This is a genomic window from Pseudomonas rustica, from assembly GCF_018336155.1.
Taxonomy (GTDB): Bacteria; Pseudomonadota; Gammaproteobacteria; order Pseudomonadales; family Pseudomonadaceae; genus Aquipseudomonas; species Aquipseudomonas rustica.
Map to the genome: position 1 here is coordinate 180676 of NZ_JAGYHF010000010.1, position 16837 is coordinate 197512.

The following is a 16837-nucleotide window of genomic DNA, read 5'->3' on the forward strand; positions in this document are numbered from 1 at the left end:
AATCGCCACGATGCGCAATCATTAGAGCGTGGATATTAAAAGGAGATGCGCATGCTCATCAGGTCACTGACCCTGACACTCTTGCTGGCGATTGCCGGCCCTCTGTTCGCCGCTGACAACGATTCGCCGATTGCCGGCGACATGGGCCGCGCCCGACCGCTGATCGTGATCGCACAAAGCACCGTTGACCCCGTGTGGGTCGGCCTGAAAAAGTCGCTCGACGATCCTGCCAACAAAAAAGGCGTCGCCGATCGCAACATCAAGGTTTACACGATCCTCAACATGTCCGGCCAGCTCGATGGCAAAGACCTCGGCCAGCAGGACACCATGGCGCTGCTGCGCTCGCTGAAGCTGGGCGCTGGCGCGTATCCGAAAGTGTTCCTGGTGGGCAAGGACGGCGAGACCAAACTGTCGGCGTCGGGGGATGAAGCGAAAGCGGTGGATTTGAAGAAAATTTTCGACACCATTGATGCCTTGCCGGCGACCGAGAAAGACATCGCGCCACCGTCCGTGGCAACCACACCGGCAGCCGCAGAACCGGCCGCAAAAGGTGCAAAAGGCACCAAGCCGGCCAAGCCTGCAAAACCCACCAAGCCACCGGAAATGCCGGATGACTAACTAAAGTCAACGCAAATCCCCCTGTAGGAGTGAGCCTGCTCGCGATAGCGGCATGTCAGTTGATACATGTGTTGACTGATACACCGCTATCGCGAGCAGGCTCACTCCTACAGTTTTAAGCTGCGTGTTCTTGTAATGCTGTCTGCAAGCGCTTCATCTCTTGCACGAACCCCTCATACAATCGATGCGCCTCCTGCTGAGTCGTGCTCGACTTGCACTCCACCTCCAGTTGCTCACATGCCGCAATCAACGGCGTCGCATGAATAATCCGCGCACTCCCGAGAATCTTGTGGCAACGCCGCGCCATGCCTTCAAAATCCCCCGCCGCAAATAGTGCTTCCATCGCCTCGACATCCTGCTGATTGGTGCGTAACACCGTCTCCAGCAATTGCCGGGTCAGCCCCGGATCGCCAGCGGTAATGTCGCTGACCTTGGACGGATCAAAACACGCCGCGCTAGCCTGACGTTCACGTTCGGATTCACGCAGATAACGCTCCAGGGCACTGCGTGTCAGCGGTTTGAACAGGCAGGCGTTCATGCCCGCGTCGAGACAGCGGCGGGTTTCCTCAGGCTGCGCATTGGCGGTCAGCCCCAGCACATGAGTCGGCGTGCGCCCCTCGGCGGCTTCGATGGCGCGCAACTGGCGGGTCATTTTGTCGCCATTGAGCAGCGGCATATTGCAGTCGGTGATCAGATAATCGAAAGATTCTTCGCTCCACAGGCGCAACCCTTCGAGACCGTTTTCGGCGCAGGCCACGCGCATCCCCAGCGATTCCAGTTGCCGCTGCAGCACCACCCGATTGAATTCGTGATCCTCGACAATCAGCACATGCCGCGACGGCAGCGGTGGCAGATCTTCAGCCGCCATCGTCGGCAGGGTTTGTGTCTCGGTGTGCAATCGGGTGCTCAGGTTGAGGGTAAAGCACGAGCCGAGCCCCGGCTCGCTTTCGCAGGTCAGTTGCCCACCCATCAACTCGGTCAATTGCTGACAGATCGACAACCCCAGCCCCGTGCCAATCTGTGTTTCGCTCTGGCCGTCAGCGAATTGGGTGTACGGCTGAAACAAGCGCTGGCGCTGTGGCTCGTCCATGCCGATGCCACTGTCGCGCACCGCCAGGTGCAATTGCACCAGATCGCGGTGAGTCAGCAGGCTCAGCTCAACGCTGACCGTGCCTTGGGCGGTGAACTTGATCGCGTTGCTCAGCAGGTTGGAAAGAATCTGCCGAAAGCGCAGCGAATCCAGTTCCACCGCTTGATCGGCATCGTCGGTGATCAAGGTCAGTTCGATGTTTTTCTGCTGCGCGAGGCTGGCGAACGCCTGCACCACGGTGCGCGCCAGACGCTCGGGATAGCAGCGGCTGCTGCGCAATTCGAACTGGCCGGCTTCAAGTTTGGTCAGGTCGAGAATCTCGCCGATCAATTCCATCATGCCGCCGGCCGACTTCTGCGCGATGTCGATCAACTCGCCATCGCCGGTGCGCTCGGGATGACGATTGCGCAGCAGTTCGAGCACGCCGATCAACGCGCTCATCGGCGTGCGGATCTCGTGGCTCATCACCGCCAGAAAATGGCTTTTGCCACGGTTCGCCGCCTCGGCTTGATGTTTGGCGGCGAGCAAGGCGTGTTGCAGATGCTGTTGTTCGGTCAGGTCGATCCAGCCGCCAATCACACCGGTCATTTTGCCGTCGGAGTCGCGGTAGGGCAGGGCCCAGTGGTAGATGTGGAAGGTGTGGCCCTTGACCGAGAGCGGGAAATTGTCGAACGACGGCTCGCCGCTTTCCAGGGTGGCGCGGTGGATGCGTTTGTAGTTGTGGGCGTTATCCAGCGGCAGCACGTTGGCCTCGATCAGGCCTTTGTGCAGCACCTGCTCAAGCTCCACGCCCATCACCTGCAAATAAGCGCGGTTGCAAGTGAGCAGCAGGCCTTTGCGGTCGCGCACGTAAATCGGGTGCGGCGTGCCATCGACCAACGCCTTCATAAACAGCAACTGATCGCTCAAGGCTTTTTGCGCTTTGAGACGCTCGGCGATTTGCCGGCGCAGGCCGAGGTTCCATGCGATAAAACCGAGCAAAACGGCCACCAGCACCATCGCCGCACGCAGAATCCAGCGCTTGTATGTGCTCCAGCCGTCCTCGCCGTTTTGCGGGTTTTGCCAGCGATTGGCCAAATCGCTGAACTCGCCGGGAGCGATGTCGAGCATGGCTTTGTCGAGGATCGAAATCAGCGTGGCGTTGTGTTTGCCGGTGGCGAAAGTGATCAGCGCCGGTTGGGTGCCGAGCACCGAGTCGATTTGCAGGCGTCCACGAAAGTAGCGATCAATCAGATAAGCCGCGCCCATCTGCGGCTGAATCACACCCTCGACCTGGCCCTCGGCGAGCAGTTCGTAAGTCTCGATCGACGTATCGACTTCGACTGCGCGCAACTCCGGCCATTCCCGCGCCAGCCAATGCGCGGCTTCCGAGCCCTTGATGATTGCTACCGGCCGGCCTTTCAGACCGCTCATGCCCTCGCGGTTGGGCTTGACCCGTGTAACCAGTACAAACGGATTGACCACGTAGGCGCGGGAGAACTTCAGATCCTTGTGCCGGCGCTCGCTGTAAGTCAGCGCCGCGATCAGGCTGGGTGGATCGCGTTGCGCACGACGGGTCATGGCGTCCATCGAAGTGATTTTCTTCGGCTGAAACGCGAGGCCCGTGCGGTCGTTGATCAGCTCGAGCAAATCGGCGGACATGCCGCGCATTTCGCCTTCGGTATCGAAGAAGCTGAACGGCGAATACATGTCGTTGGCCAGCACCTCGACAATTGGATGGTCCTTGATCCACTGCTGTTCGACCGGCGTCAGTTGCAGACGGCCGTAACCGAGTTTCGGGTTGGAACCGATGCCCCAGCGCCGGGCGATTTGCGCGCGTTCCGCCGGAGAGATTTTTGCCAGAACGTTGTTGAACAGGTTGAGCAACTGCGCGTCTTCGCGCTGCATGGCGAAGCTGAAACCCAGGCCTTCGGAGTCGCGCTGAATGGTCTGTTTGAGGCTCTGCTGGTAACTGCGTTCGAGCAGGTATTGCGCGGAAATCGCGTCGGTCAGCAGCACCTTGTTTTCGCCATAAGCCACCAGGCCGAGGCCGTAGGGTGTCGACTCGACCGCCTCACGGGGATGATCGGGAAACAGCGCGGCGACGCGACCCGGGATCATCCAGTCCGAATCGAAGAGAACGGTGGTGTCCTTGGGCAGCTGATTGTTCGCCCAGTGGGTGCCGAAACGACTGACCAGCACCGCTTGATCGTACGCATAGGCCGCACTCATGCGCAGTTCGCTGTACTGGTTTTCCAGATGATTGATGCGTGGCACCACATCGATGTCGCCACGTTGCAGGGCGGCAAGCGCCTCGGCCTGATTGGCGAACCGTTCGATCTGTACCCGCAGGCCCAAGGTGCGAGCGATGATGTCGAGGTAATCGGCGGACAGACCTTGGTATTCACCACCGTCGGCGGTGATGTCGAGCGGAGGGCGATCCGGCAGATAGACCCCGGCGCGCAACACGGCTTTTTGCGTCAAAAAATGCCGTTGCGTGCTGCTCAGGGGCAGGGTTTGTTGATTGCTGGTCGCGCGGCTGAGCAGGCTCAGCGTGTCGGCCTGAGCGTTGAGTGCCAGCCAGCCGAGGCAGAGAACAGCGAGCAGTTGTCTGAACCGGTTCATCGCTCAGACCAGATGATTGCGTTTGGCGAACTCGACCAGATCAAGCAGCGTGTGGGTGTCGAGTTTTTGCATCAGGCGGGTCTTGTAGGTGCTGATGGTTTTGTTGCTGAGCAGCATGTCGTTGGCGATCTGCATGTTGGTCTTACCCTGCGCCAGACCGTGCAAGACTTTGAGCTCGCGGCGGGTGATGGTGTCGATGCGCTTGGCGTCGTCCTGGGTGTATTCACTGTGATTGACCGAATCCAGCGTCCCCGGCGGAAACCAGCGTTCGCCATTGGCCACGGCTTTCAGTGCGGTGAGAATCTCCCTCGGATCATCGCCCTTCGACAGATAACCCGCCGCCCCGGCGCGCAGGCATTGCGTGGCGTAGGCCATACTTTTCAAACCGGTGTGTACCAGCACGTGCGCCGTACTGCCGCCGATGCGCAAACGGTCGATCACCGCCATGCCGTCGAGTTGCGGAATGTCCAGATCCAGCACAATCGCATCGGGCTGCAGCTCGAACGCCTTGCTCAAGGCATCGACGCCGTTGTCGCATTCAGCCACCACGACATGGCCCTCGCGCGCGAGAATCATCGCGATTGCCATGCGCACCACAGCGTGATCATCGACCAGCAGCACTTTCATCGATCAGTCCTCAAGCCCGGTTTCAGCATAGCCCGCACGCCGGGAAGAGCACGGCGCGGGCGCGACCGCGAAAAAAGAGCGCGATGCTACTTGGTTTGAGGGGGGATGCAAGAAAAGAGGGTAGTCACGGGCTACCCCAACCTCCTGTGGCGAGGGGATTCATCCCCGTTCGGCTGCGCAGCAGTCGCAAAACCATTGCATGCGGTGTGTCAGTAGAAATGCAGGGTATGGATGGGGCCGCTGCGCAGCCCAACGGGGATAAATCCCCTCGCCACAGGGGATTAGTGTCACTAGGGGATCAGTGTCACCAGGGATCGGTTTCACAGGGGATCAGTGTCACTAGGGATTAGTGTCACTAAAGGGACCACAGGTTTGGTGCCTGCCTTTATCGAGTAATTGCACTCAGGATCGTGTGCGCAATCTTCACCCGTTCCGCATTCGGGTAGTTCTTGTTCGCGAGGATCACAATGCCGACATCCTTCGATGGCACGAACGCCACGTACGCGCCGAAGCCTCCGGTTGCGCCGGTTTTGTTGTACAGCACGTTCTGCGGCTCGGGTTGCGCCGGGGTCAGCCAGTGCACTTTGCGCGCCTGCAACGCCATCGGGTTCGAATTGCCGTTTTGCAGTTTTTCCAGACTGATCGGATAGGCGTAACGCTCCCAACCCAGACCCTGGGTCATGTCACCGACGGTGTAGTAACCGGTGTGCGTGGCGGCGACGGCTTGTTGCAGGGGCTGTTTCAGGCTGGCCGGTTTCAGGTTCGCTTCGACGTACCGCAGCAGGTCGGCGGCGCTGGTTTTGATGCCGTAGGCTTCAGCGTCCAAGGCGCCGGGGCCAACACGCACCGGTTGGTCTGCGCTGTTGTAGCCTTGGGCGTAGAGGTTGGCTTCGGACTCGGGCACGCTGAGGAATGTGTGCTGTAAACCGAGTTTTGGCAGCAGGATTTGGGTCATCGCCTGATCAAACGACTGACCGAGGCTCTTCGCCGTCAGATAACCAAACAGTCCCAGACTTGGATTGGAATACAGGCGATGGCTGCCCGGTGGATACACCGGTTTCCACTGCTGGTAATAGCTGAGCATTTTGTCCGCCGAATCGGCTTCAGCGGGGAACTGCAACGGCAGACCACCCGCGCTGTAAGTGCCCAGTTGCAGCACGCTGATGTTGTCGAATGCGCTGCCGTGCAGCTCAGGCCACAGCGAGCTGGCCTTGCTCGACAGATCCAGTTTGCCCGTCGCCTGCGCATAACCGGCCAGCGTCGCAGTGAAGGTTTTGCTCACCGAACCGATTTCAAACAGAGTGTTTTCGCTGACCTTCAGCCCGCTGTCCTTGTTGGCGACGCCGTAGTTAAAGTAATGCGCTTGGCCATTAACAGTCAGGGCGATGGCCAGGCCTGGAATGTTCTGCTGCTGCATCACCGGCGTAACGGCAGCGCTGACCAAGGCTTGCAGTTGTGCATCGGTTGGCGCAGCAGCCGAACAGGCAGCCGCGCCGAAGCAAAGTCCAAAAGCGCTGTAGGAAAAGAGTTTGCTCGGCATGATTGAACGCATAAATGAACCACTCTCCATGAGTGTTGATTATTCTATCCCGCTACACTGCGGACGATTTCCCGTTCGGGCGGCTGATCAGCGCGGCCAATTTAGGCAGTCCGGCGCCAATCGACAAACGATGAAATCTCGCATGAGTCATTAGAAAAATTTGGGACTGGGCATGATTCGACCGCAATTGCCGCTGAACGCACTGCGCGCATTCGAAGCTTCGGCGCGCCATCTGAGCTTTACCCGCGCGGCGGTGGAGTTGTGTGTGACCCAGGCTGCCGTCAGCCATCAGGTCAAAAGCCTTGAGGCGCAACTCAACGTAACCCTGTTCAAACGCCTGCCCCGTGGGCTGATGCTGACCGGCGAGGGCGAAACGCTGTTGCCGGTCTTGAGCACGTCGTTTGATCACATCGCGCAAATTCTTGAACGCCTCGCCGACGGCCAGTACCGCGAAATGTTGACCGTGGGCGCGGTCGGCACGTTCGCCGTGGGCTGGCTGTTGCCGAGGCTGGCGGACTTCCGGGCGAAACATCCGCTTATAGATTTACGGCTGTCGACTAACAACAATCGCGTGGATGTCGCGGCGGAAGGGCTGGATTACGCGATCCGCTTCGGCGCGGGAGCGTGGCATGGCATCGAGGCGACACGCTTGCTCGACGCGCCGCTGTCGGTGTTGTGCGTGCCCGAGATCGCCCGGCAACTGCACACACCTGCGGATTTGTTGCAGCAGATGTTGTTGCGTTCCTATCGCACCGATGAATGGCCGGAATGGTTTCACGCGGCGGGCATGGCCACCCACGCAGCACCGCCGCAGAGCATCGTGTTCGACTCGTCGCTGGCGATGATGGAAGCGGCGTTGCAGGGCAGTGGAGTGGCATTGGCGCCACCGCTGATGTTCGCCCGGCAACTGGCGGCGGAGGCGATTTGTCAGCCGTTCGCGATTGAAATCACCACCGGCAGTTATTGGCTGACACGTTTGCAGTCACGCCCGGAAACGGCGGCGATGCTGGCGTTCAAATCATGGCTGCAACACGCGGCGGCCTGACACAAATCCCCCGTGTGGGAGCGGGCTTGCTCGCGAAAGCGGTGTGTCATTCAGGTCGTCGGTGACTGACCCACCGCTTTCGCGAGCAAGCCCGCTCCCACACGGGATCACCACAAGTCAGCTCCTCGCGCCGTTGGTCTGTTCGATAGCACCCGTCGTGCGCCACCGTTTCCAACGTGTACGACCCGGGCTTTCCGGGCCTCCTTGGTGAGGTGTGTCATGGCTAACGATCTGCTGTTTCAGGGTGGTGTACTTCCAACCGATCCAACCCAACCGGTGCCCGGTACTGATGAGCCGACACTCGGAGATCATGATTCACCGATGGGCATGCCACCAGGGCGCGATCCGCTGAGCGATGGCGACCGGCCTGACGACTGGAAGGATCCGGCTGCCGACGACGATGTGCCGCCAGCGGATGAGCCAACGCCGTTGTCGGATGATCGCCGTTAACTGATGGGGTGTTTGTCCCGGCCCCATCGCGAGCAAGCTTTGCTCCCACAATGAACAGTTGCATCACCACTGACTTGTAGGAGCCGAGCTTGCTCGCGAAGGCGGCATCAGCCCCAACATCCATCAACGATCAAACCCAACAGTCCGCACCATCACTCCTGCCGCTCACCCAACCCCACCCACGCCAGATACGTGAGCAGTACACCCGGCGCGAGAGGCGTTTGTGGCGATGTTGCGGGAGGAATTCACTTAGGCTTTTGATCTCCGTAGGAGCTGCCGAAGGCTGCGATCTTTTGACGTTGCCTGTAAAAAAGATCAAAAGATCGCAGCCTTCGGCAGCTCCTACAAGGGGGGCGTTTGCAGGGCTTTCAGGCCACCGCCAAATCCCGCATCAACAAGCCAAAGCGCAAATCCACCGCATCCGGAATCGGCAAATACACCGTGTGCCCATCCCCCGGCGCCACCTCGATCGCGCCGCCCTGAGCGTTGTGCAACTCATGCAGATCAAAGTGAAAGTTGCCCTTTGGCGTCATCAATTCCAGATGATCACCGACCGCAAAGCGGTTCTTTACCTTGACCTCAGCCAGCCGATCACGCCGCTCCCCGGTCAATTCGCCGACAAACTGCTGACGCTCCGACACCGAGCTGCCGTGCAGATAATTCTGATACTCGTCATGCACATGCCGGCGCAGAAAACCTTCGGTGTACCCGCGCTGGGCCAGTGACTCCAGATCCGTCATCAAACTGCGATCGAACTCGCGCCCGGCCACCGCATCATCAATTGCCCGGCGATACACCTGCGTGGTGCGCGCGCAATAGAAGTGCGATTTCGTCCGACCCTCGATTTTCAGCGAATGCACGCCCATGCGCGTCAACCGCTCGACATGCTGCACCGCGCGCAGATCCTTGGCGTTCATGATGTACGTGCCGTGCTCATCCTCGAACGCCGGCATCAGTTCATCCGGGCGATTGGCCTCCTGCAACAGAAATACCTGATCGGTAGGCGCGCCAATACCAAGGGTGGGCTCGGGCTCAAAGGTCTGCACGATCTCGCCGAGCTGATTTTCCGTGGCTTGCTGCGCCGAGTATTTCCAGCGGCAGGCGTTGGTGCAGGAACCCTGATTGGCGTCGCGCTTATTCATATAGCCCGACAACAGACAGCGCCCGGAATAAGCCATGCACAACGCACCGTGGACGAAAACCTCCAGCTCCATGTCCGGCACCTGCTCGCCAATCTCGCCGATCTCTTCCAGCGACAATTCCCGCGACAGAATGATCCGGCTCAGCCCCTGCTGCTGCCAGAACTCCACGCTCGCCCAGTTCACAGTGTTGGCCTGCACCGACAGGTGAATCGGCATCTGTGGGAAGTGCCGACGCACCAACATGATCAGCCCCGGGTCGGACATGATCAGCGCATCCGGCGCCATCTCGATCACCGGCGCCAGATCCTTGAGGAAGGTTTTCAGTTTGGCGTTGTGCGGCGCGATGTTGACCACCACGTAGAAGCGCTTGCCCTGCGCCTGCGCCTCACGAATGCCCAGCGCCAGATTGGCGTGATCGAACTCGTTGTTGCGCACGCGCAGGCTGTAACGCGGCTGGCCGGCATACACTGCATCGGCACCGTAGGCGAAGGCGTAACGCATGTTTTTCAGGGTGCCGGCGGGAGCCAGCAACTCGGGCGCGGCGAGGGGCAGGGTAGGCGTCATGGCAAGGTCGGTCGCAAAAGCCCGGCAGGGTAGTGCAGACGTCGGTGCGGGTTATTGATCTGCGTCTACATTTGTGCGGCCGACGGCTCCGGCCAATCCCCAACTATGCTCAATAAATAAAGATGGCACTCGCGCGCGCGCCGGCTGACTAAGCATCGGGGCGTGCATGGCGCCTGACTGACATGGACCGGACATGAACGCAAAAAGTCTTCAATTCAAATCGCTGACAGTGCTGCTGCTGTTGGTCACCGTGGCCTTTATCTGGATTCTGTTGCCGTTCTACGGCGCGGTGTTCTGGGCGGTGATTCTCGGGATTCTGTTTGCGCCGATGCAGCGCCGCATACAGGCAAAATTCGGCTGGCAGCGCAACTTCACGTCGCTGTGTACGCTGAGTATCTGTCTGGTGATCGCAATTTTGCCGGTGATCATTCTCAGCGTGTTGCTGGTACAGGAAGGCGCGACGGTCTACAAAAACATCGAAAGTGGCGAGTTGGACATCGCCGCGTATCTGGCGCAGTTCAAACACAGTTTGCCGCCGTACTTTCAACATTTGCTCGATCGCTTCGGCATGGGCGAGCTCAACGGTTTGCGCGAGAAAATCGTCAAAGCGGCGATGCAGGGCAGCCAGGTACTGGCCAGTCAGGCCTTCAGTTTTGGCCAGGGCACGTTCGAGTTTGTGGTGAGTTTTTTCATCATGCTGTACTTGCTGTTCTTTTTCCTGCGCGACGGTGCCGAACTGGTGCGCAAAGTGCGCATCGCCGTGCCGCTGGAGGAAAACCACAAACGTCGCTTGCAGCTGAAATTCAACCGCGTGGTGCGGGCGACGGTGAAGGGCAACCTGGTGGTGGCGATCACGCAGGGCGCGTTGGGCGGGGCGATTTTCTGGTTTCTCGATATCCCCAGCGCGTTGCTGTGGGCGGTGTTGATGGCGTTTCTGTCGCTGTTGCCGGCGGTGGGCGCGGGGATTGTCTGGGCGCCAGTGGCGGTTTACTTCCTGCTCAGCGGGATGATCTGGCAAGGCGTAGTGCTGGGTTTGTTCGGGGTGTTTGTGATCGGTCTGGTGGATAACGTGTTGCGACCGATTCTGGTCGGCAAGGACACACGCATGCCCGATTACATGATTCTGATCTCGACCCTTGGCGGTCTGGCCGTGTTTGGCCTCAATGGTTTCGTGATCGGTCCGTTGATCGCTGCGCTGTTTATGTCGAGCTGGGCGCTGTTCATTGAGACCAAGCCGAAAGTTCAGTTGCCTTAAGCGTGGAACGGCGCGCTGGCGAGTTTCTCAGCCTGCGCCTGAGCGGCTGGCAATGAAGCGAGCGGGCCGCTGATCGGTTCGCCGTTGCGCATCAGGTACCAGCAGGCAAGCAAACCCGACGCTCTGAGCGAGGCGGGAACGGCGCTGCCGATAACGGACATGATTTGAACCTGAGCCATGACAAGTACCTCCATCAATCTGTGGAGCTACCTTAGGGACTCGACGGTTTAACGGACAATCAACGTTTTCGATAGTGGTCATTGACGCCAATGAGGTTTGGCGTCAGTCCACCACTTGATCGAGCATGTGCATGACTTCGCGCTCGTTGAGCAGGCCCTTGTGCACCAGATTCTCTGCCAGTAACGAGAGGAACTTGGCGCAGCGGTGACCTTCCAGGTGCTTGAGTTCGGTGAGGGTGTTGTACACCTTGCCCGAGGTGCATAAACCGACAATGCGGTGAGGGTTCTGTGTTGGCATGGCTCGTCCTTGTTTTTATCAACCTGTTGTTTACGGACGGATTCAGCTTGCGGTTCCGTCATGACAAAAAGATGACCGTTGTGTGTTCAGCTTCAACGATTCCTGATTGATCATGACGACTTTAGCCTTTGAAACTGTCCTCACAGCGACCTTGACGAGATTTTTTCAGACGATGGCCGACAAACGGTCAAAAAAAAGCCCCGCTTGAATAGCGGGGCTTTGGTTTACCAGTGACCGTAATGCGGAGGATACGGACGACCGTAATAGCCGCGTGGTGGCCCGTAATACACCGGGGCCGGCACGTAAACCGGTTGTTGCACATAAACCGGCGCCGGTTGGTAGTAGACCGGTGGCGGCGGTTGTTGCACATACACCGGAGGCGGTGCGGCATACACCGGCGCTTGCTGCACGTACACCGGACGGTTCTGGTTGATAAGCGCCGAGCCAATGATGGCCGAGCCAACGATTGCGCCAAACACCGCAGGGCCTTGCCAGTAATTGCCACCGTGGGCTTGCGCTTGCCCCGTAACAGCAAAAGCACCGATCAACAGGGCCACTATGGGGAGTTTACGAATCATGATAATTCCTCGGTTCTTCAACCCGTCGTCCAGGCCTGCAATAGGCTCATGAACGTCACGGGGATACTTCTAAGACAGCGAAATTCTGAAATTCAGCACAGCCGCCAGGTAAATTTTGTGTAAGGTCTGTACCGGTTTCTTTACCGGGCATTCGACCCTTGTGGCGAAGCCTGTGCAGACACGTCGATATGATCGAACAGACCCGATGGAATGGCTAATCCCGTCCATCCGAAAGTGCGTTTAGAAGGAGAAGTTTCATGCAGATGAACCCGAACAAAGACACCCAACTGTGCATGTCCCTGTCCGGGCGCCCCGGCAACTTCGGTCTGCGGTTTCACAACCACTTGTATGAGCAGTTAGGCCTGAATTTCTATTACAAGGCGTTCAGCAGCCAGGATCTGACCGGCGCTGTCGGCGGCATTCGTGCCTTGGGCATCCGTGGTTGCGGCGTGTCAATGCCGTTCAAGGAAGCCTGCATTGCGCTGGTCGATGAGCTGGATGCGTCGGCGGCGGCGATTCAGTCGATCAACACCATCGTCAACACCGCCGGGCATCTCAAGGCTTACAACACCGATTACATCGCCGTGGCGCAATTGCTGGAAACCCACGCCGTGCCGAAAGAATCGACATTCGCCCTGCGCGGCAGCGGCGGCATGGCCAAAGCGGTGGCCAGTGCCCTGCGCGATGGTGGATACAAAAACGGTCTGATCGTGGCCCGTAATGAACGCGCCGGACGTGCGCTGGCGGACTCGCTCGGTTATCGCTGGCAGGCAGAATTGGGCGATGAACGGCCTCAGATGCTGATCAACGTGACGCCGGTGGGCATGGACGGCGGGCCGGAGGCGGGGCAACTGGCGTTTGAGCCTGAGGTGATCAAAGCGGCGCAGACGGTGTTTGATGTGGTGGCGATTCCGTCGGAGACGCCGTTGATCGTGCGTGGTCGCGCGGAGGGTAAGCGGGTGATTACCGGGTTGGAAGTGATCGCGATTCAGGCGCTGGAGCAGTTTGTGCTGTACACCGGGGTGCGGCCGAATGAGGAGCAGTTTGCGGCGGCGGTGGCGTTTGCGCGTAGCTGACCGGGTTTGATAGTGGCTGGGCGGGCCTCTTCGCGAGCAGGCTCGCTCCCACATTTGATTCTCGTCATGCCGGGATCCTGTGTTCACTGAAGATCCCCTGTGGGAGCGGGCTTGCTCGCGAATGCCGCGACGCGGTGTCAGATCCTGTTTGCCTATACTCCCTCCTCAGCAAACACAGATAAAAACCATGACCGAGGCCCCCATGCATCCGCCCATCCTCAACCTGCATCAGGTCGAACTCGAACCCTTGCCCGAAGCCCTCGCCCCTGAAGGCGAAACCGCGGGCCGCTATCAGCAACGCATGGCGCGGGTCGGTCAGCAGCTTGGCTCACAGAAACTCGGCTATCGCCTCTACGCCTTGCCACCCGGCATGCGCGGCAGTCCGTTTCACAGCCATCGGGTCAACGAGGAAATGTTCTACGTGGTGGCCGGGGAGGGCGAGGTGCGCCTTGGTGCCGAGCGCTTTCCGATTCGCCAGGGTGATGTGATTGCCTGTCCACCGGGTGGGCCGGAGAAGGCGCATCAGATCATCAATACCAGTCAGGCTGAATTGCGTTATCTGGCGGTGAGCACCCAGCAGCAGCCGGAGATCTGTGAGTATCCGGATTCGAATAAATACGCGGTGATGGATAACTTTGCGGTCGATGCCGAGGGCAATGCCTCAGGTTTCGTCGCCGTGGCGCGGCAGGCGGATGGCGTGGATTACTGGGACGGCGAATAGCCCACAGATCCTGAATTGGATGACTAATCCTCTGTGGGAGCGGGCTTGCTCGCGAATGCGCTGGATCAGTCAAATCACCTTTGAATGACACACCGCATTCGCGAGCAAGCCCGCTCCCACAGTTTGATCTGCGTTGGTTATTCGAGGCGGGCCAGGCGCTCTTCCAGCGCGGCAATGCGTGCTTCCAGCTCTTCGATACGCTCAAGCGAAACACCGCCACTCGCACCGCGTTCCTGCGGATTACTCCGCGCCGCCAGAATCGCCTCGATATCCGCCGGATCGCCCAGCGCATGGGTATAGCGATCCTCGCGCTGCCCGGCCTGACGTGGAATCAACACCGCCAACCCGCGCGCGATCAGGCGCTCAAGTTGATGCACCACCTGCTCGGCATCTTCGAAATCGTGCATGCGGCCGCTGCGGGTCAGCAGTTCGTTGACGGTTTGCGGGCCGCGCAGAAACATCAAACCACTGAGAATCACCTGCGCCGGCACCAGTTCCAGCGCCTTGTCGACCTTGTGCTCCCAGCGGTCGGCGCGGCTGCCCATGACCAGTTTGGCGAAACCGCGACCTTCGAGTGCGCGCAGGCTTTGGCCGACCTGGCCCTGGGTCAGGTTCATCACCGGTTCGCGGCTGGTTTTCTGGTTACACGCCGTGACCAGCGCGTTGAGGGTCAGCGGATAGGTTTCCGGGCTGGTCGCCTGTTTCTCGATCAACGAGCCGAGGATGCGGATTTCCGTGGCGTTGAGCCGTGGCTCGTCGAAGGTGGATTCTGGTTCTGTGGTCATCGCGCGTTCCCTCTGCAGTCGAAGCCGCCTAGCCTAATCCTTGCCAAACAAAAGGCAAGCCGTGTGGTCGTCAAAGCATGGCTATAATCGCCTCCTTGTTCCACCCAGCCACCACACGAGACTGCCATGACCATTTCCCTGTACGCCGCATCCGTCCCGGTTTTTCAACAAATGCTCAACGCCCTGAGCGATGTGCTGAAAAAGGCTGAAGCCCACGCCACCGAGAAAAACATCGACCCGAACGCGTTCCTGCAAGCGCGTCTGTTCCCGGACATGTTCCCGCTGACCCGTCAGGTCCAGATCGCCGTCGACTTCGCCAAAGGCGTTTCCGCGCGTCTGGCTGAAGTCGAACTGCCGAAATATGACGACACTGAAACCTCCTTCGCCGAGCTGCAAGCCCTGATCGCCAAGGTCTTGGCCTTCATCGGCGAGATCAAGCCAGAGCAGATCGATGGCAAGGAAGGCATCGAAATCGTCACCCGTCCCGGCACGCCGAAAGAGAAGCGCTTCAGCGGTCAGTCGTACTTGCTGACTTACGGCCTGCCGCAGTTCTTCTTCCACGTCACCACCACTTATGCGCTGCTGCGTCATAACGGTGTGGAAGTGGGCAAGCGCGATTACATGGGCGCTTTCTAAGCGGCCAGAAGCCCCTCACCCTAACCCTCTCCCGGAGGGAGAGGGGACTTGACGGAGTTGTTTGTTCGAGCTGCACCGACCTGAAATATCAAGTCGAACACTCGTTTTGAACAGCACACAAATCAGCTCCCTTTCCCCTCGCCCCCTTGGGGGAGAGGGTTGGGGTGAGGGGGAAAAGATCTCCGCCACAAAAAAGCCCGCCAAGGTTCACACCATGGCGGGCTTTCATTGGCAAGCAAAATCAAAAGATCGCAGCCTTCGGCAGCTCCTACATGGAGCCTTTGTAGGAGCTGCCGAAGGCTGCGATCTTTTGATCTTCAAGCGCGTTGGGCTTTCTCTTCTTCACCCAGGCAAGCCGCAGCGGTAAACAGCACGTCCGTCGACGAATTCAACGCCGTCTCCGCCGAATCCTGCAACACGCCAATAATGAAACCGACCGCCACCACCTGCATGGCAATCTCGCTCGGAATCCCAAACAGGCTGCACGCTAGCGGAATCAACAGCAACGAACCACCCGCGACACCCGAAGCGCCGCACGCGCAAATCGCCGCGACCACGCTCAGCAGAATCGCCGTCGGAATGTCCACGGCAATGCCCAGTGTGTGTACCGCCGCCAGCGTCAGCACGGTAATGGTGATCGCCGCGCCGGCCATGTTGATGGTCGCGCCGAGCGGGATCGACACCGAATACGTGTCTTCATGCAGGCCCAGACGCTTGCTCAATTCCAGATTGACCGGAATGTTCGCCGCCGAGCTGCGGGTGAAGAATGCGGTGATACCACTTTCGCGCAGGCACATCAGGGTCAGCGGATAAGGGTTGCGACGCAGTTTCCAGAACACGATCAGCGGGTTCATCACCAGCGCCACAAACAGCATGCAACCGAGCAGCACGGCCAGCAGGTGCGCATAACCGATCAGCGCGCCGAAACCCGAGGTCGCCAGCGTCGACGCCACCAGACCGAAAATACCCAGCGGTGCGAAGCGAATCACCACGCGCACGATCAAGGTCACGCCGTTGGACAAGTCACCGAGCACTTCACGAGTGGTGTCGCCGGCATGCCGAATCGCCACGCCCATGCCGATCGCCCAGGCCAGAATGCCGATGAAGTTGGCTTCGATCAGCGCCTTCACCGGGTTTTCCACCACGCTCAACAACAAGCTCTGCAGCACTTCACCAATACCGCCCGGCGCCGTCACCGCAACGTTTTCGGTGGACAGCACCAGATGCGATGGAAACGCCATGCTCGCGACCACGGCCACTACGGCAGCGGCGAAGGTGCCCAGCAAGTACAGGAACAGAATCGGGCGGATATGGGTTTCCTGACCGTGCTTGTGGTTGGCGATCGAGGCCATCACCAGCACGAACACCAGAATCGGTGCGACGGCTTTCAACGCCGAGACAAACACTTTGCCGATGAACGCTGTGTCTTTCGCGACTTCCGGGGCGAACAGCGCCAAAGCGATACCGGCGATCAGGCCGATGAGGATCTGCGCGACGAGGCTCAGGTTCTTCAGGCGTTGCAATAGAGAAGGGGAGGAAGCAGTCATAACGGCATCTCTGATTTTTTATAGGCGCAAGGTTGAGTGACCGCGCTGGCAAATTCGGGGGCAGACCAGCGTCACGAACCGA

16 protein-coding genes are annotated in these 16837 nt (G+C 59.3%); 7 read left to right on the forward strand and 9 right to left on the reverse strand.

The annotated features are described in order from the left end of the window. Positions 1-51 precede the first annotated feature (51 nt). Positions 52-618: a DUF4174 domain-containing protein gene (locus KFS80_RS20140; protein WP_212545698.1), complete on the forward strand. Its 567-nt coding sequence runs from the start codon at positions 52-54 to the stop codon at positions 616-618. A gap of 115 nt (positions 619-733) precedes the next feature. Here the strand turns inward: KFS80_RS20140 and KFS80_RS20145 are convergent, their stop codons facing one another. From KFS80_RS20145 to ampC, 3 genes are all read right to left on the reverse strand, one after another. After that, positions 734-4312, reverse strand: coding sequence for an ATP-binding protein (locus tag KFS80_RS20145; protein WP_212545699.1), 3579 nt, complete (start codon positions 4310-4312; stop codon positions 734-736). Positions 4313-4315: 3 nt separating this feature from the next. Further along, positions 4316-4939: a response regulator transcription factor gene (locus KFS80_RS20150; RefSeq protein ID WP_159815634.1), complete on the reverse strand. Its 624-nt coding sequence runs from the start codon at positions 4937-4939 to the stop codon at positions 4316-4318. A 385-nt stretch (positions 4940-5324) separates the two neighbouring features. Continuing rightward, positions 5325-6479 carry a class C beta-lactamase gene (ampC, locus tag KFS80_RS20155; protein ID WP_420851059.1) on the reverse strand — a complete coding sequence of 385 codons (1155 nt, stop codon included), beginning with the start codon at positions 6477-6479 and terminating at the stop codon, positions 5325-5327. 172 nt (positions 6480-6651) lie between these two features. On the opposite strand from ampC, the gene KFS80_RS20160 reads away from it, so the two are divergent. Together KFS80_RS20160 and KFS80_RS20165 are read left to right on the forward strand one after the other, a co-directional pair. Further along, positions 6652-7524, forward strand: coding sequence for a LysR family transcriptional regulator (locus KFS80_RS20160; protein ID WP_212545701.1), 873 nt, complete (start codon positions 6652-6654; stop codon positions 7522-7524). A gap of 219 nt (positions 7525-7743) precedes the next feature. After that, positions 7744-7974, forward strand: coding sequence for a hypothetical protein (locus tag KFS80_RS20165; protein WP_053121836.1), 231 nt, complete (start codon positions 7744-7746; stop codon positions 7972-7974). Positions 7975-8342: 368 nt separating this feature from the next. On the opposite strand, the gene trhP is transcribed toward KFS80_RS20165, so the two are convergent. After that, on the reverse strand, positions 8343-9680 hold the full coding sequence (trhP, locus tag KFS80_RS20170) for a prephenate-dependent tRNA uridine(34) hydroxylase TrhP (RefSeq protein ID WP_212545702.1): 1338 nt from the start codon (positions 9678-9680) through the stop codon (positions 8343-8345). Between the two features lie 193 nt (positions 9681-9873). On the opposite strand from trhP, the gene KFS80_RS20175 reads away from it, so the two are divergent. Then, a complete protein-coding gene (locus KFS80_RS20175) occupies positions 9874-10935 on the forward strand; it encodes an AI-2E family transporter (protein ID WP_159815807.1) in 1062 nt (353 codons plus the stop codon). Here KFS80_RS20175 and KFS80_RS20180 read toward each other — a convergent pair. The 3 genes from KFS80_RS20180 to KFS80_RS20190 form a co-directional block, all read right to left on the reverse strand. Beyond that, complete coding sequence (locus KFS80_RS20180; RefSeq protein WP_212545703.1) at positions 10932-11114, reverse strand: hypothetical protein; 183 nt, start codon at positions 11112-11114, stop codon at positions 10932-10934. The genes KFS80_RS20175 and KFS80_RS20180 overlap by 4 nt on opposite strands. Before the next feature lie 103 nt (positions 11115-11217). Next, positions 11218-11412: a hypothetical protein gene (locus tag KFS80_RS20185; RefSeq protein WP_053121828.1), complete on the reverse strand. Its 195-nt coding sequence runs from the start codon at positions 11410-11412 to the stop codon at positions 11218-11220. 224 nt (positions 11413-11636) lie between these two features. Further along, positions 11637-11990, reverse strand: a complete 354-nt coding sequence (locus KFS80_RS20190) for a hypothetical protein (protein ID WP_212545704.1) — start codon at positions 11988-11990, stop codon at positions 11637-11639. Positions 11991-12247: 257 nt separating this feature from the next. On the opposite strand from KFS80_RS20190, the gene KFS80_RS20195 reads away from it, so the two are divergent. Beyond that, positions 12248-13066 carry a shikimate 5-dehydrogenase gene (locus KFS80_RS20195; protein WP_053121824.1) on the forward strand — a complete coding sequence of 273 codons (819 nt, stop codon included), beginning with the start codon at positions 12248-12250 and terminating at the stop codon, positions 13064-13066. Positions 13067-13268: 202 nt separating this feature from the next. After that, positions 13269-13787: a cupin domain-containing protein gene (locus KFS80_RS20200; protein WP_212545734.1), complete on the forward strand. Its 519-nt coding sequence runs from the start codon at positions 13269-13271 to the stop codon at positions 13785-13787. 137 nt (positions 13788-13924) lie between these two features. On the opposite strand, the gene KFS80_RS20205 is transcribed toward KFS80_RS20200, so the two are convergent. Further along, positions 13925-14572, reverse strand: coding sequence for a YceH family protein (locus tag KFS80_RS20205; RefSeq protein ID WP_159815548.1), 648 nt, complete (start codon positions 14570-14572; stop codon positions 13925-13927). Between the two features lie 126 nt (positions 14573-14698). Here KFS80_RS20205 and KFS80_RS20210 point away from each other — a divergent pair, with 126 nt between their 5' ends. Then, on the forward strand, positions 14699-15208 hold the full coding sequence (locus KFS80_RS20210; protein WP_053121818.1) for a DUF1993 domain-containing protein: 510 nt from the start codon (positions 14699-14701) through the stop codon (positions 15206-15208). 317 nt (positions 15209-15525) lie between these two features. Here KFS80_RS20210 and sstT read toward each other — a convergent pair whose 3' ends face one another. Further along, a complete protein-coding gene (sstT, locus tag KFS80_RS20215; protein WP_212545705.1) occupies positions 15526-16755 on the reverse strand; it encodes a serine/threonine transporter SstT in 1230 nt (409 codons plus the stop codon). Positions 16756-16837: the final 82 nt, after the last annotated feature.

Bases quoted from the DNA above. Each gene is read 5' to 3' on its own strand.
- KFS80_RS20210 (WP_053121818.1), top strand. From the start codon at position 14,699: ATGACCATTTCCCTGTACGCCGCATCCGTCCCGGTTTTTCAACAAATG.
- KFS80_RS20150 (WP_159815634.1), bottom strand. From the start codon at position 4,939: ATGAAAGTGCTGCTGGTCGATGATCACGCTGTGGTGCGCATGGCAATC.
- KFS80_RS20185 (WP_053121828.1), bottom strand. From the start codon at position 11,412: ATGCCAACACAGAACCCTCACCGCATTGTCGGTTTATGCACCTCGGGC.
- ampC (WP_420851059.1), bottom strand. From the start codon at position 6,479: ATGCCGAGCAAACTCTTTTCCTACAGCGCTTTTGGACTTTGCTTCGGC.
- KFS80_RS20195 (WP_053121824.1), top strand. From the start codon at position 12,248: ATGCAGATGAACCCGAACAAAGACACCCAACTGTGCATGTCCCTGTCC.
- sstT (WP_212545705.1), bottom strand. From the start codon at position 16,755: ATGACTGCTTCCTCCCCTTCTCTATTGCAACGCCTGAAGAACCTGAGC.
- KFS80_RS20145 (WP_212545699.1), bottom strand. From the start codon at position 4,312: ATGAACCGGTTCAGACAACTGCTCGCTGTTCTCTGCCTCGGCTGGCTG.
- KFS80_RS20175 (WP_159815807.1), top strand. From the start codon at position 9,874: ATGAACGCAAAAAGTCTTCAATTCAAATCGCTGACAGTGCTGCTGCTG.
- KFS80_RS20190 (WP_212545704.1), bottom strand. From the start codon at position 11,990: ATGATTCGTAAACTCCCCATAGTGGCCCTGTTGATCGGTGCTTTTGCT.
- KFS80_RS20140 (WP_212545698.1), top strand. From the start codon at position 52: ATGCTCATCAGGTCACTGACCCTGACACTCTTGCTGGCGATTGCCGGC.
- KFS80_RS20205 (WP_159815548.1), bottom strand. From the start codon at position 14,572: ATGACCACAGAACCAGAATCCACCTTCGACGAGCCACGGCTCAACGCC.
- KFS80_RS20200 (WP_212545734.1), top strand. From the start codon at position 13,269: ATGCATCCGCCCATCCTCAACCTGCATCAGGTCGAACTCGAACCCTTG.
- KFS80_RS20160 (WP_212545701.1), top strand. From the start codon at position 6,652: ATGATTCGACCGCAATTGCCGCTGAACGCACTGCGCGCATTCGAAGCT.
- KFS80_RS20180 (WP_212545703.1), bottom strand. From the start codon at position 11,114: ATGGCTCAGGTTCAAATCATGTCCGTTATCGGCAGCGCCGTTCCCGCC.
- trhP (WP_212545702.1), bottom strand. From the start codon at position 9,680: ATGACGCCTACCCTGCCCCTCGCCGCGCCCGAGTTGCTGGCTCCCGCC.
- KFS80_RS20165 (WP_053121836.1), top strand. From the start codon at position 7,744: ATGGCTAACGATCTGCTGTTTCAGGGTGGTGTACTTCCAACCGATCCA.